The 13,742-nt window shown below is 40.7% G+C and carries 14 protein-coding genes and 1 riboswitch; of the genes, 5 read left to right on the forward strand and 9 right to left on the reverse strand.

Translation table 11 applies throughout. From position 1 onward, the window contains the following. Positions 1-3: 3 nt before the first annotated feature. The 5 genes from ACS5PU_RS11060 to ACS5PU_RS11080 all read right to left on the reverse strand — a co-directional run bounded on the left by ACS5PU_RS11060 (position 4) and on the right by ACS5PU_RS11080 (position 4,369). Positions 4-990, reverse strand: a complete 987-nt coding sequence (locus tag ACS5PU_RS11060; protein ID WP_008245480.1) for a YeiH family protein — start codon at positions 988-990, stop codon at positions 4-6. 117 nt (positions 991-1,107) lie between these two features. Then, positions 1,108-1,857: a substrate-binding domain-containing protein gene (locus ACS5PU_RS11065; protein ID WP_008245473.1), complete on the reverse strand. Its 750-nt coding sequence runs from the start codon at positions 1,855-1,857 to the stop codon at positions 1,108-1,110. Between the two features lie 11 nt (positions 1,858-1,868). Continuing rightward, positions 1,869-2,789, reverse strand: coding sequence for a molybdate ABC transporter substrate-binding protein (locus ACS5PU_RS11070; RefSeq protein ID WP_439459339.1), 921 nt, complete (start codon positions 2,787-2,789; stop codon positions 1,869-1,871). A gap of 19 nt (positions 2,790-2,808) precedes the next feature. After that, a complete protein-coding gene (locus ACS5PU_RS11075) occupies positions 2,809-3,264 on the reverse strand; it encodes a DsrE family protein (protein WP_008245470.1) in 456 nt (151 codons plus the stop codon). A 19-nt stretch (positions 3,265-3,283) separates the two neighbouring features. Further along, on the reverse strand, positions 3,284-4,369 hold the full coding sequence (locus tag ACS5PU_RS11080; protein ID WP_082491480.1) for a c-type cytochrome: 1,086 nt from the start codon (positions 4,367-4,369) through the stop codon (positions 3,284-3,286). A gap of 144 nt (positions 4,370-4,513) precedes the next feature. On the opposite strand from ACS5PU_RS11080, the gene ACS5PU_RS11085 reads away from it, so the two are divergent. The 3 genes from ACS5PU_RS11085 to ACS5PU_RS11095 all read left to right on the forward strand — a co-directional run bounded on the left by ACS5PU_RS11085 (position 4,514) and on the right by ACS5PU_RS11095 (position 6,342). Then, a complete protein-coding gene (locus tag ACS5PU_RS11085; protein ID WP_056095397.1) occupies positions 4,514-5,413 on the forward strand; it encodes a LysR family transcriptional regulator in 900 nt (299 codons plus the stop codon). A 331-nt stretch (positions 5,414-5,744) separates the two neighbouring features. Then, on the forward strand, positions 5,745-5,912 hold the full coding sequence (locus ACS5PU_RS11090; protein WP_246101505.1) for a hypothetical protein: 168 nt from the start codon (positions 5,745-5,747) through the stop codon (positions 5,910-5,912). 40 nt (positions 5,913-5,952) lie between these two features. After that, positions 5,953-6,342, forward strand: coding sequence for a YidH family protein (locus ACS5PU_RS11095; protein WP_439459340.1), 390 nt, complete (start codon positions 5,953-5,955; stop codon positions 6,340-6,342). Positions 6,343-6,502: 160 nt separating this feature from the next. Here the strand turns inward: ACS5PU_RS11095 and ACS5PU_RS11100 are convergent, their stop codons facing one another. The 4 genes from ACS5PU_RS11100 to ACS5PU_RS11115 are packed head-to-tail and all read right to left on the reverse strand — an operon-like array spanning position 6,503 to position 10,125. Next, positions 6,503-7,795: a voltage-gated chloride channel family protein gene (locus ACS5PU_RS11100; protein WP_008245455.1), complete on the reverse strand. Its 1,293-nt coding sequence runs from the start codon at positions 7,793-7,795 to the stop codon at positions 6,503-6,505. Between the two features lie 18 nt (positions 7,796-7,813). Beyond that, complete coding sequence (gene eno, locus ACS5PU_RS11105) at positions 7,814-9,094, reverse strand: phosphopyruvate hydratase (protein ID WP_008245454.1); 1,281 nt, start codon at positions 9,092-9,094, stop codon at positions 7,814-7,816. A gap of 58 nt (positions 9,095-9,152) precedes the next feature. After that, positions 9,153-9,566, reverse strand: a complete 414-nt coding sequence (locus ACS5PU_RS11110; RefSeq protein WP_008245453.1) for an EamA family transporter — start codon at positions 9,564-9,566, stop codon at positions 9,153-9,155. A 4-nt stretch (positions 9,567-9,570) separates the two neighbouring features. Beyond that, positions 9,571-10,125 (reverse strand): hypothetical protein, encoded by a 555-nt coding sequence (locus tag ACS5PU_RS11115; RefSeq protein ID WP_124910972.1) that lies wholly within the window; start codon positions 10,123-10,125, stop codon positions 9,571-9,573. 42 nt (positions 10,126-10,167) lie between these two features. Beyond that, positions 10,168-10,236, reverse strand: a riboswitch (Fluoride riboswitch). 401 nt (positions 10,237-10,637) lie between these two features. On the opposite strand from ACS5PU_RS11115, the gene ACS5PU_RS11120 reads away from it, so the two are divergent. Together ACS5PU_RS11120 and ACS5PU_RS11125 are read left to right on the forward strand one after the other, a co-directional pair. Continuing rightward, on the forward strand, positions 10,638-10,802 hold the full coding sequence (locus tag ACS5PU_RS11120; protein WP_235526111.1) for a four-helix bundle copper-binding protein: 165 nt from the start codon (positions 10,638-10,640) through the stop codon (positions 10,800-10,802). 1,544 nt (positions 10,803-12,346) lie between these two features. Next, on the forward strand, positions 12,347-13,738 hold the full coding sequence (locus tag ACS5PU_RS11125) for a TolC family protein (RefSeq protein ID WP_056095310.1): 1,392 nt from the start codon (positions 12,347-12,349) through the stop codon (positions 13,736-13,738). The last annotated feature ends 4 nt before the right edge of the window (positions 13,739-13,742 follow it).

The following is a 13,742-nucleotide window of genomic DNA, read 5'->3' on the forward strand; positions in this document are numbered from 1 at the left end:
ATTTTAAACCAAAGATATAACTGCCCATAATGCAGCACTTGAAATTACTATCCATAAAATTACGCCTTGTAACAGTGGCATTATCCCCACTGCTTTCAAGATAGTAAATGAGAGTCCGCTTCCTATCAGGAACAAGGTTAAAGTTAAGCCTGCTTTTGCTAATGCTACAAAGTAGGGCGCAAAAGGCTTAATAAAAGGTAAGTAGGTGTTGGCGATCATTGCCAGGATAAATAGCCCTATAAAATAGGGTATACTAACTTTGCTATTGTTGCTTTTGAACAGGAAAGATGTACCAAACGCTACGGGAACAATCCATAGTGCTCTGGCTAACTTAACAGTTGTGGCTATCTGTAGTGCTTGTTCACCATATTTACTGGCTGCCCCAACAACAGAACTGGTATCGTGAATAGCAATGGCACACCACATACCAAATTGTGACTGTGACAAGTTAAGCGCATGTCCGATAGCGGGGAAAAGAAATAAGGCCACCGAGTTGAGTATAAAAACAGTACCCATTGCAACGGAGATCTGTTTTTCTTCTGCGTTCATTACAGGCGACAATGCAGCAATAGCACTTCCACCACAGATCGCCGTTCCAGCTGATATCAAAAAAGATGTTTTACGTTCTATTTTAAATACTTTTCCCAGGATAAAACCAATGATAAGCACTCCGAAAATAGAAACTACGGTAAACAGTACGCCTTCTTTTCCTGCTTTCATTGCACTGAATACATTCATTCCAAATCCTAGCCCGACAACAGAAATTTTTAGCAGCAGGTTTGTGGCCTTGTGATTTAAATGCAGATAGGGATGTTCCATTAGTTGCGCCAATACTAATCCTAGCAATAAGGCTAAAGGAGGCGACATAAATGGAAAGAGGCACAGCAAAACTGCCAGGATGAAGATAATTTTACGGGTGTTTAAATTTAAGTTTAGCAGGTTACCCGCCTTTATTTTAGAAGAATTTGAATTGTCTTTGATTTGTGTCATAATTTTGATTGTCTTTATTTTCTAATTCAAAGATCCATAACTAATAAACCCCGATCAAATCATTAAAACTTATCTTCCATAACTTCATGTTATAGAAGATAAGTTTTTAGACATTATTTATTCCCAACCCCATTTTTTGAAAATGAGATGTCCTTTATCGGATTGCATAAACTTGATAAAATCCTCAGTTTCCGACTTATGCGTACCAGTGCTACCCCTCACTACAGGTGTACCTCTATAGACTGTTTGTGTAACAGGAATCCTAACCATTGAGGTGAGGTCTGGTAAACGGTTATGCCAGGAGCCAAATGTTATCCAGGCATCATATTGAGGATCATTTTTCCATGCAGCAATACCCAATGCCGAATTTGCAAATGTACCTGCTATACGCTGCTGTATGTTTGCAATCAGATCTTGTCGACCTGCCAAATCTTCCCAAAGCCCCATTTGCCCAGCCCCATTCACATCAAGAATTTTCACACCTGGTTTACAGAGATCGCCCAGATTTTTGATGTTTTTAGGATTGCCGGGCCGTACCAGGATCGCTGCCGCACGTTTATATAACTCTGTCCGAGAGTTCGCCACTATCATGTTTGGGTGGTCAGACATGAATTTTGAAAGCATGTATTCTGCTCCTCCAAAGAACAGATCTGCATGTTTCATTGCATCCGGCATCCATTCATTATCTGGCCCGGCAGTGACTTTAATTACGATATCATGCTGCTTTCCAAAAACCTTCGCACATTCATTGATCGGTCCGAGCGGCCCACCGGGACCATAGACATATAAAGTATCGTTTGGGATTTGTGCATTCCCAATGGTCACTACAGCAACGACTGACAATATGGTTAAAAATATATTTTTCATTGTGTTTATGTTTAAGGTAAATCAAAACCAAACTTTTTGTAGATGGCAGCAGCCTGCGGACTGATCAAAAAATCCATAAAATCTTTTGCAGCGGCCGGATGTGGCGCATCTTTTAACTGTCCCGCTATATATTGCGCATGGATATTCTCTTTTTCAGGAATTTCAATGAGCTCAACAGGATGGCCAATCATTTTCTGATAGTAGGCCTCAGTATACCATACTGGAGCGGCGTCACTTTCGTTGTATAGGATCCTCATTGGTGATTGGCGATGATGGATCATGGTAAGATAAGTAGTCTTATCTTTAACTTTATCTTCCATGATGGTAGATTTTAATGTTTCCCCTCCAGCTTTCACATAGGCTTCTTCAATACGTTTACCGATCCCTTCATTCTCTGGATTGGGCATACTGATCCTCAGCTCTTTATTTGCTAAATCTTTGAGTGACTTCAATGCCTTCGGATTTCCCTTTTGGACCATGATTGCCAACCTGTTTCTAGCATATAAAGTCGTTTTGCTAAACCATTCAGGGGTCATGTCTATCCGGTTCTTACCAGCTGTATAAACATCCGGCTTTAAGGTAATTCTCATGTTGCCCACCACAATGCTACCGGTTTTTATTTGTTGGGCTAAAATGCCTGGGGGAAGCGTTTCGGCAAATACCCGCTGATACTGTGGATATGACTTTTTAAAGGCTGCAATTAATTCGTCAATGCACATAAACTGGTTACCGGCAAAGAAAACCACCAGTTGGGGATCATTAATGTCTCCAAAAAGATCAGGCACATTGTCTACTCCAGGTACTGTGAACTGAACTTTACTTTCAGGTGGAGTATTCCAGGGCGGATCAAAGCGATGATCCTGGGCCTTAACATTTCCACAAAGCAATAAAAATGCAACTGTGGCTAAAAAGGTGTGATTTATATATTTCATGATTTTCTAATTATTTGGTTTAAGGATGTACAACTGCCCATCCCTGATATTGACGGATGATGATTTCACCATTGCCGCTGGGTACATAACTGATAAAATCAAATAAGGTATTTTTTTCGATTTTCCTTTCTCTGACGGTATTTTCACATTGTGCAAGAATTACTCCTCTGGATTGCAGTTCTAACAATGTTTTTTCAAAAGATCCGTTCTTCTGGTAAACAGCTACGCCATCTCCAAAGGCAATAAGTTCTGCATTGATTTTCCCTTTTAACCTGGGATCGTCGAGTGCATTTTTTAGGTTTCGAAGTGTTCCTGCAATCTTTTTCTCATCACCGTTATTGATTACATACAGTGCCTTATAATTTTTCAGGGTGGCTTTTGCCCCTGTAAAATTAGCAGGTGTAGCTTGGGCAAAAGTGGCCGAGGTTGCTGCGATCAGCAAAAATAATGTACAGATTAAGGTTATTTTTTTCATGATTTTAGATTTTGATGATTTATTTAGTTGTTAGTTTTACTTGTTTTTCGGAGGTTACAATTGGTGCAAATGGACCATACTTATGTTGATTTTCAGAAAATTTGTCGGCATATGGTCCGTATGGCGCATCAAAAGGTTTTTTTAACAAATCAGGGTAATCTTTTCCCTGATCTTTATGTGGTCTTGGCTGTGAGTTCACAAAAGCAGCGAGATCCCAGGCCTCCTCATCACTTAACTGCGCATCTCCATATCTGGCACCATATGGCATATTGTTCTTTACGAACCCCGCAAAGTTACTGAGTCTATACATCCCTGCGCCATCATTGTAGCTGTGTTTGCCCCATAATGGCGGATAAACATAAGTTAGTTTGTCTTCATCGAGTATTCCCTCACCATTTGCACCATGACAACTTTGACATTTACTGGTATATAAAATCGCTCCATGTTTGACATTCGCTGCCCTATCCAGGAATTTTAATTTTTCGGTTCCCGTTCCAAACACTTTCTCCCCTTTTTTTACACCTGTTCCAAGCCATTTCATATAAGCCAGCATTGCCTGTATCTCTTTACTAGATTCGTCTGGTACTTTGCCTGCAAGACTTCGATTGAAGCACTCTGCAATACGTGCCGATGCAGGTTCAACCTTTCCTGATCTGCCACTCATTTTAGGAAAACTGGAAATAAAACCAGCATAATTATTTCCGAACAGTTTGGTTCCACCCTCGAGGTGACAATTCTGACAATTCATACCATTTGTAATACGGGCTATGGATCCATTTGGCCCAAAATATTTGCTCGTATGTGCTATTAATTCTTTGCCATACCTGATCATCTGGCCGTACTTGGTGTCCGCCGGAATCGTATTTTCATCAGGCGCTTTCCAGGCATCAGCAGGTACAACCTGGCTTTTGACGTTAACAGCAGCTATACCGGTTTCCACATCCTGTTTGGTTTTTGCTGTCACTACATCTGGCTGCCCATTAAAAAATAAAGTGCAGATGAAAATGGTTCCACAAGCAACAAATAGAAACGCAATGATAGCCGTTGTCCTGGCTGTATATATAAGTGCTTGTCTGATTTCTTTTTCTGTTGATTCCTTATTCATAACCAATATTTTTCTGTTACAAATGTGCATTTATTCTACTCATCAGAAAAAGCATAAAAAGTTATTGATGATAACGTAAGGTTATGATGTCAGTACCCGTTGAAACAAATTGTTTGTATCTTAGGTTATCTACTAAAACCGTGTATGATAGATTTCCGTTTGCAAGTATTTTATGCTGTCGCTAAAAGGCTGAATTTTACAAAGGCCTCGGCAGAGTTATTTATCAGTCAGCCTGCTGTAACCAAACACATTAAAGAATTAGAGCAGGAGTTCAAAATGTCATTATTTGAACGCAGTGGAAACAAAAAAATCAGCCTCACCCCAGCCGGCGAATTATTGTTGCATTACGCAGAACAGATTTTTGGAACTTACCGGGAACTGGAATATGATATGAATCTACTTACTAAACAGCATAAAGGAATATTGAGGATTGGTGCCAGCAGTACTGTGGCACAATATATCATTCCACCTGTATTGGCACAGTTTCACAATAAGTTTAAGGATATACAAATTCAACTGGTTACCGGAAACACAGAAGATGTAGAGCAGCGTTTGATTGCTAAGGAAATAGATTTTGGAATCATTGAAGGCATCTCCCGGAACCCACAGATTAAATACGAACAATATCTAAAAGACGAGCTGGTGCTGGTGTGTTCTGGTCACAATTATGCCATGAAAAAGGAAATGATCAAACCGAATGAGTTGAAGGATTATGATTTATTACTTCGTGAACCTGGTTCTGGTACACTAGATGTTATTGCATATGCTTTAAAAGCACACCAGATAAAGGTAGGGGACTTAAATATAGAAATGCAGTTAGGTAGTACCGAAAGCATTAAATCCTATTTGATTCACAGCAAATGCCTGGCTTTTTTATCTATCCACTCCATATTGAAAGAGCTCAAGAATAATGAATGCCGCATCATAGATATCAAGGATATGGTTATCGAAAGGCCGTTTCATTTCATTCAGCTTCATGGTCAGCAGGACGCTCTGGCGGAACTATTTATGCGCTTCGCTAAAAGCTACAACTATAATGTATAGTGTTACCGAAATTTCGAGGCAATATCAGCCAGCTAAAGTGCTGCTGCTCTTTGTTTCTGAAGCTCCTGGAGGTGACGATAAACATTTTTACCTGGGAAATACTAATCTGTTTCGAACAATTTATCTTGCATTTAGTGAGGTATTTGGCGATTTTAAATCTGTAGAAGATTTTTTGCAGTTCTTTAAAGGCACGGGATGCTTTTTGGAACATCTAACTTGTACACCTATTGATAAATCGTCAGTTAAAATCAGAAAAAACCAGAGGCAGGGGGGAATAGAGCAATTAGCTCATAAAATCAGAACATATCAACCCCGATTAATCATGATCCTAATGAAAAGCATTGAACAAGAGGTTAAAGAATCTATTGACCTATCAGGCTTATCGTTTATCGAAGAAATTGCAGTTACCTGCTATCCTGCCGGCACTGAATCAAACAGGCTTACTTGCATCCGGGATACCAGGGTTATCATCTCCAAACTGGCATCGATATTGACATAACATGCAAATATATTGCTGTAATATACCGATACAGAACAAGATGAAAATTCAAGATCAGGAAAACACCAAACAGCATACAGGAGACCATTTGGCTAATGAAAGAACATTTTTGGCCTGGATCAGAACCAGTATTGGTATCATGGGATTTGGCTTCGTGGTGATGAAATTCTCGCTATTTATCAAGCAGATCAGTGCCGCACTGGGGAGTAAAGTGCCCCTGCACCAAACCGGAGATTCCCGCATTATCGGGATTTTTCTAGTTGCCCTGGGAGCAATTACTATCATTTGTTCTTACTTAAGATATAATTCAACGAAAGAACAACTGAATCAGGGGGTGTATTACCATTCAACACTTTTTGTTAAAGTTTTAACCGCTTTAGTTTTCATAGCCAGTATACTTTTACTGCTCTACCTTATTAAAACAACATAGGCAGTTAAATCATCTGTACTTGATGCTTTAGAAAAGAGAGGAAGGAAAGCGGTCGATATAGCGTTGTTTTTTGATATAAATTGCTGATTGCATTGGTCAAGGATCTTATAAAAATTTCACCTCTTTATGATAATCCACAGGAACAGGATAAGTCAATATTTTATGTTCCCGTAAATATTTTGGGTACCGCAATACGCTGTGAAGAATATATACCTGAATGGCCACTGAAAAAATAGGCTGTAAAACAGGCTACCGCAAAAAACATGGTGTATTCACTACCAAAAAGTTCTATACCCATAATCGTACAGGCAAGGGGTGTATTCGTTGCACCAGCAAAAACAGCAATAAATCCAAGGGCAGCAAACAAACTAACTGGAGCATTTAATAAGGTCGAAAGTGCATTGCCTAATGTTGCGCCAATATAAAACAAAGGCGTTACCTCACCACCTTTAAATCCAGTTCCTAATGTTAAAGTTGTGTAAATGGTCTTCCATAACCAGCTCCAAGTATCTGCTCCACCAGGCTGAAAAGCAGAGGGAATTGTAACGGCTCCTTGGTATTCGCTATCCACGCCCAAACTTAAGTAATCCGGTTTCCCGATGGCGTAAGTCAAGCCTATAATAATCAGACCACCGATAACAGGAATAAGCCACTGGATCTTACATACTTTAGAAAAAAAGGCCTTGATCTCATGCACCATTACAGCAAACAGGTAGCTGGCCAGACCAAACAATGTGGATGCTAGAATAACCTTACTAAGCAGGAGTAGGTTTACCGGCAGGTATTCAGATAGAAAGTAGGCACTTTTCTCTATGAGATCGATGTGATAAGCGGTATGATGGATGCCCCAGGCAGAGACAGTAAGATCACCAAGCACGCTGGCAATTAATGCGGGAAGTAAAGCCTTGTACTCTATTCTTCCAATGGCCAGAACTTCCATTGCAAATATGGCACCGGTGAGCGGTGTTCCGAACACCGCCCCAAACCCGGCTGCAATTCCCGCGGTAAGGAGCATCTTGGTGTCTACCTCATTTAGCTTAAACCAGCGGCTAAACATTCCTGCGATGCTTCCTCCGATTTGTACCGCGGTTCCCTCTCTTCCAGCCGATCCGCCAAACAAATGGGTAATCACTGTAGTTATTAAGATTACTGGCGCCATCTGCCTGGGCACTCCACCACCCGGCCTATGGATTTCATCCATGATCAGGTTATTTCCTTTTTCTGAGGACCTACCAACTGACTGATAAATCAGGTGGATCACAATACCTGCTAAAGGTAGCAGAAAAATGAGACAGGTATGCTGAAAGCGAAAGTGAATGGCCCAGCCTAGCAGCCAAAGGAACAAGGCAACCATACTTCCTATTGCAATGGCAACAGGAAGTATAAGCAGCGTCCATCGAACCGCATATTTAAAAACCGAAAGGTGTTCAAATAAAAATTTATTATGTTTCATTGTAGGTTAGCGGCTGATTTATAATTTTTTATAAAAAGTATTGATTCCTGCAAATGATGCCCTATCACCAAGTTCTTCTTCTATCCGAAGCAACTGGTTAAATTTAGATACCCTTTCAGAGCGGCAGCCACTTCCTGTTTTGATGTGCCCCGCACCGGTAGCGACAACCAGATCCGCAATTGTCGTGTCTTCAGTTTCACCACTGCGGTGAGAAATAAAGCAATTGTAACCGTTTTTTTGGGCTAGTTCTACGGCCTTTAGCGTTTCGGAAACTGTACCGATCTGGTTCAATTTAATCAGTACGCTGTTTGCAATGCCCTGGTCGATTCCCTGCTGGATAATACTCGGGTTGGTGCAGAATATATCATCTCCAACCAATTCCACTTTGTCTCCCAAAAGGCTGGTCAGCTTTTTCCATCCCTCCCAATCGTTTTCGCCCAACCCGTCTTCCAACAGGATAATTGGGTACTCTTTTAACCATCCTTCCCAAAAGCCAATCATTTCATCTGTTGTGATCCGTTCTTTAGAACTTTTATAAAATTCATATTTTCCATTATTCCACATTTCGCTGGTCGCTGGGTCAAGACAAAGGGAAATATCCTTGCCTGGAGCAAAACCGGCAATATGTATCGCTTCCATGATGATTTGGACGGCTTCCTCATTAGAACTCAGATTTGGCGCAAACCCACCTTCGTCACCAACTCCGGTATAATAGCCTTTCGCTTTTAGCAGACTTCTCAGGGAATGAAAAACAGCTTCGCCCATACGGATACTTTCCTTAAACGAGGGGGCGTTATGAGGGGCAATCATAAATTCCTGAAAATCGATGTTGTTATCAGAATGCCTTCCCCCATTAATGACATTCATGCACGGTACGGGCATTACGTAACCTTCCCTTTCCACTAGCTGCCTATACAAGGGAATCCCTTTTGCAACGGCCGAAGCCCGGGCGAAGGCGATTGAGGCCGCAAGCATCGCATTTGCGCCGAGCCTTGATTTATTCTCGGTTCCATCCAGACCAATTATATGATCATCGAAGGCCTGCTGACCCTCAAAGGATAAGCCGGTGACTGATTTGCCGACTTCGACGTTAATCCCTTTTACTGCTTTTTCCACGCCTTTACCATTATAGCGCTCTGGATCACCATCTCTAAGCTCTACGGCTTCTTTTTCACCCGTACTTGCCCCGGATGGAGAAATACCCCTTGCTGTTGTTCCGTTAAGAGTGACTTCTACTTCTACTGTCGGATTGCCCCTGGAATCCAAAATTTCACGGGCATGAATTTTAGTTAATTTCATAGTTTTTTGTTTTATATTGATTTTTAGTATTTCGGTTGCTTACAAATAATTGAGTTTCTCAAAAGATCAAAACCAGTGTTCCCCCAATGATCAGCAGGGCACCAAAGAATACTTTCAGGGTAAGAGCTTCTTTCAGGAACACCATTGCAAGTATAATAGTTAGGGCAACACTCAACTTATCAACAGGGGCGACCTGGGACACTTTCCCGATCTGCAAAGCCTTGTAGTAGAATATCCAGGACAAGCCGGTGGCAAGGCCAGATAAAAAAAGAAATAGCAGGTTATGCTTTGACAGTTCCGTAATTCCTTTAAGTTCGCCTCTGGCCATTACGATCCCCCAGGCTACAATCAGTATTACCACCGTTCGTATGGCAGTAGCCAAATCAGAATTGACATTGGTTACGCCGACTTTTGCAAAGATGGCCGTAAGGGAAGCAAAGAAAGCTGATAATAGCGCGTAGATCCACCACATAGTTTTATGTTAATTTTCCGTTATTGAATAATTCCAAAGTAAATGAGTACAAGAACCGTTGCTCCGGCAATGATCCGGTAAATGCCGAACCAGCGGAAAGAATGCTTTTGAAGATAGGTGATGAAAGAGCGGATGGCCATCCATACATCCCACCCGCACCTGCTTTACTTAAATGAATGATCGTAGTTAGATTCGGTTCATGGGAAGGGCGTAGACGCTTAACGGTGTTTTTAATCAGTCCTGAAGCAATCTGATCTGCACTAGCAACTAGTAGCGCAATGGTAATAAGAACCTGCCAAATTTTTTTGCAGAAATTCTGGAAGAGGCAATAAATAATGAAGGCATAAAAAGGAAGCCAAAAACGCTTATCACTGGCCCAGTACATGATCGTATCCCAGAATGCATTATGGTGCTGATTTATCCACAAGAACCATTCAGTTTCAACCGGCAGGACCATTGCTAACACTGATCTCACTTTGGCAGACAGACAAAGTAAGACAAGCGCAATTAAGATAGCTGCCAGCAATAAGAGTTGAGAATTTATTTTTAATTTTTTCACCTACAATACTTTGACCGGCAGATTTTATTACCTGCTGGAATTTCTATTGTAGGTGCCATCAGCTTTTGAAAAAAGCGGTTGAATCGGAAGGACACCATTTCCGTATTGCAAATATAATACTAATAAAATGATGTGCAAAATCTTAAAGTAGGTGTTGAGAATTTAATTTATCACTATTCCTCCTTATTTGAATACGAGAACCAGTTTCTTATTCTTCTACCGTTTAAACAAGCATCATATCACGGGATTAAAGCTTTTCTTAAACAAAATGAAACCGCCTGGAAATAACCATGTTATCTATATAGGAATTTTTTTTATAACCCTAAAAAATTAAAGTTATGGGATACCATGAATGGAAAAACTGTATTGATGCATGCTTAAAGTGTGCTTCAATTTGCAATCATTGTGCAAGTTCATGCACTCAGGAAGAAGACGTGAAAATGATGGCGCGGTGTATTGAGCTTGATATGCAATGTGCAGCCATCTGCTACTCTGCCGCTCAATTGATGAGTATGGGTAGCTCTTTTGCTCAAGACATTTGCCGTATTTGCGCAGATATTTGCCAGCAATGCGGAGATGAGTGTAGTAATCATCATACCCAGCATTGTCAGGAATGTGCAGATGCTTGTAAGGCTTGTGCGGAAGAATGCAGAAGAATGACAGGAGTAGCTGCTTAAGATGCCAATCACCGTGAGCATTAATTGATTAAGGGCAGCATTCTAGTTGCCCTTTCATTTTTATAAATAGGCAAATTTATTCCATTCATTTTATTTTCATTATTCCCTCATTATTTGATATTTACCAAGGTTTGAGGTTGTTCTTGGTATGTCCTTTCTCTAGCCTTAAAAAAATGGGTTTTTTAGGATATGATTCTCATAAACTCATTCCATTATTCAAATAAGAATTTCAGTTTTTGATGATGAGTACTTGATAATTCGAATTCTATGAAAATGAAGGCTAGATGCGAGTTGAGGAATGCATTAAATAATGCATGAACTTTCAATTCCCGCTTCATCAAATTATTTCAAAAAACAAAAAATACAAATTTCATTTCAATGGCGGTGTTAAATCAATCACGTTGTTAAACCGAGGGTATGTACCTTCTAAATTAAATGCAAGCTACATGGCATTTGCGCATAATTGTAAAAAAATTTAGACCAAACGGATTTCCCCCCGTTTATCCTATAATTGAATAATATTCAAGCTGATCGATGTTCGCAATTGAAACTAATCCACATGCTTATTTGGCTAATTAGATAGCAGTTTATGGAGTTCAACACTGATGTCTAGACAATTGGTGTTTTATAAATAGTTGCGGTATATCTTAATTTTAGGGAAAATTCTAAAAAGTTCGAACCGAAAAATTCAATTTAATCTATTGTAAGTGACTTATTTTCAAGTTCTTAATGTTTAAAAAATAAGAGGCATACTTTTTAGATGCCTCATATTGCCACTTAGTAGGGTCAACCCGCGGAAGTTCGACCCTTTTTGAGCATTGTGAAGCTGTGGTTAATTTTGATAAAGTTTTGAACAACAAGATGGAGGGACAGTATAGGAAAAAGAAATTATTCGATGACAATCGAAAGTAGGGTGAGAAATATCGTAACCTAATATTTGTTGATATTTTGTAACGGTTTTGTTGCGGTTTATCCTCTCATCTTTTTAGATTAATGCAGATTTTAGCGCCTATATATTTAGGTTGTTAAATTTGAAGGGTTTGAAAGTTAAGCAGGTACCAAATTGCTCTATAATTGGAGTCGTCTTGCTGTACCTGATTATCTCTTTGGGCAATATCTTTTTTTTATCCAACCTCTCCCTTTTAGAGTCCGCCCGGGGAATAAAATCAGCTGCGCAGTACAAAGGTAGCTTTTCTCCGCTTGGAAAGGATTCAAAAATTACCAGACAATTTAAGTGTATCCTTGATGAACGCAAGAAAACCGTGCTTCCTGTTTTGGAAGCTTTTCTTATCGGCGTCATCTTATTTTTGGGGCTTTCGCTTTTAGCCTCTAACCTAAACAGGTATTTTCTTGAGATCAGATACAGGATTGCCGGATCAGTCCCAATTTATATTTCCAACCAGGTCTTTCGGATCTGAGATTTATCTCAATTTTCTTTTATTGACAGGTCCTTCAAATGATGAAGTGACGACGGCCGGTTAATCACCGTGTTTCCTGTCCAAGACGTCCGTCAAATCTTTTTCCTTAAATTTTAATTTAAAGACATGATCCGTATTAAACAGATTTTCTGTTTGTTCCCACTTTTATATATGGGGCTGGAAAGCCATGCCCAAACCTCCCCAAAGCCCATCGGGATCGTTGATCTGATCGATCACGTGACCGCTTTTTCACCTTCACTGGCCGCTGATTCAGCAACAGTTGATATACGTGCCGCCCAGTTAAGAGAGACCGCGGCGAATGCCCTTCCAAATCTGAAGCTTAATTATCAGGCAGATCTGGGCTCAAACAATAACGTGGCAGGACCTTATATGGCCTTTGGTATAGTTCCCTCCAATTCCAGAGGTGTTAGGACTGAAAGCACTACCAAGGCTACACTTACTAATCTTGGTATTGTCTCCCTTGATTGGGAGGTCTATAATTTTGGTGCCTATAAAGCTCAGAATGCAGTCGCCAAATCAGAACTTGTCGTTGAACGATCCAAGTTTGCCCAGCGCCGATACCAGACAAGGGCCATCGCTATTGATGATTACCTGAGTCTACTAAAGCTTCAGGACATGCTATCCATTCAAGCAAGCAATATCAGTCGCAATGAGCAGATCAACCGTTCGATTTTATCCCTTGCCAGAAGCGGTGTGCGTCCGGGTGTGGATACCAGTATCGCAGGGGCCGAACTCTCCAAATCAAGATTGAACTATATTGAAATGGACAATACCTACAGACAGGTTCAGCTCGACATTGCAGCAATCAGCGGGCTAAATCCGGAAAGTATTGTCGCTGACAGTACGATCCTGGATCGGCTAAAATCGCTTGAGGTAAACCTATCGGTAAAGTTGACCGACAGTTCAAGCCATCCGCTGCTTGATTTCTACAAAAGCAATTATCTAAGCAGCGTTGAGAAGGAAAACCTGGTCAAAAAAGCCTATAATCCAAAGGTAAGCCTGCAAGCTGCTGCCTGGTCAAGGGGATCAAGCATTGATGCCAATGATAATTTCAACAGTCTCTCGAATGGCTTGGAATGGCAACGGGAAAATTACCTCGTGGGCGTAGGGATCAGTTATAACTTATTTGATCTGCGCAGGCGTCAGTTGAAGCTTAGGACCCAAAAGGCCAGTAGCAATTTTTACTTAAAGGAACTACAGCAGGAAAGGTTAATGTTATCAAATGCCGCCCTTCAAGCAGGACTTGAGATCAGTACCGCGCATAAAAGACTCGATGAAATACCAAACCAGCTAAAGGCAGCGGCCGCAGGGTATCGCCAGAAGCTCTCGCTTTATAAGAACGGGCTGACCGACATCATTGAGCTCAATGCAGCCCTGACCATCCTTTACCGTGCAGAAACCGATTTTGTCAACGCAAAATATCTGTACATCCGGGCGCTTTTTCAAAAGGCTATCGCCACCAACCAAGTAGATTCACTGTTAAACACATTAAAATAATAAA

The sequence above is a fragment of the Pedobacter sp. GSP4 genome (assembly GCF_051857575.1).
Classification (GTDB): domain Bacteria; phylum Bacteroidota; class Bacteroidia; order Sphingobacteriales; family Sphingobacteriaceae; genus Pedobacter.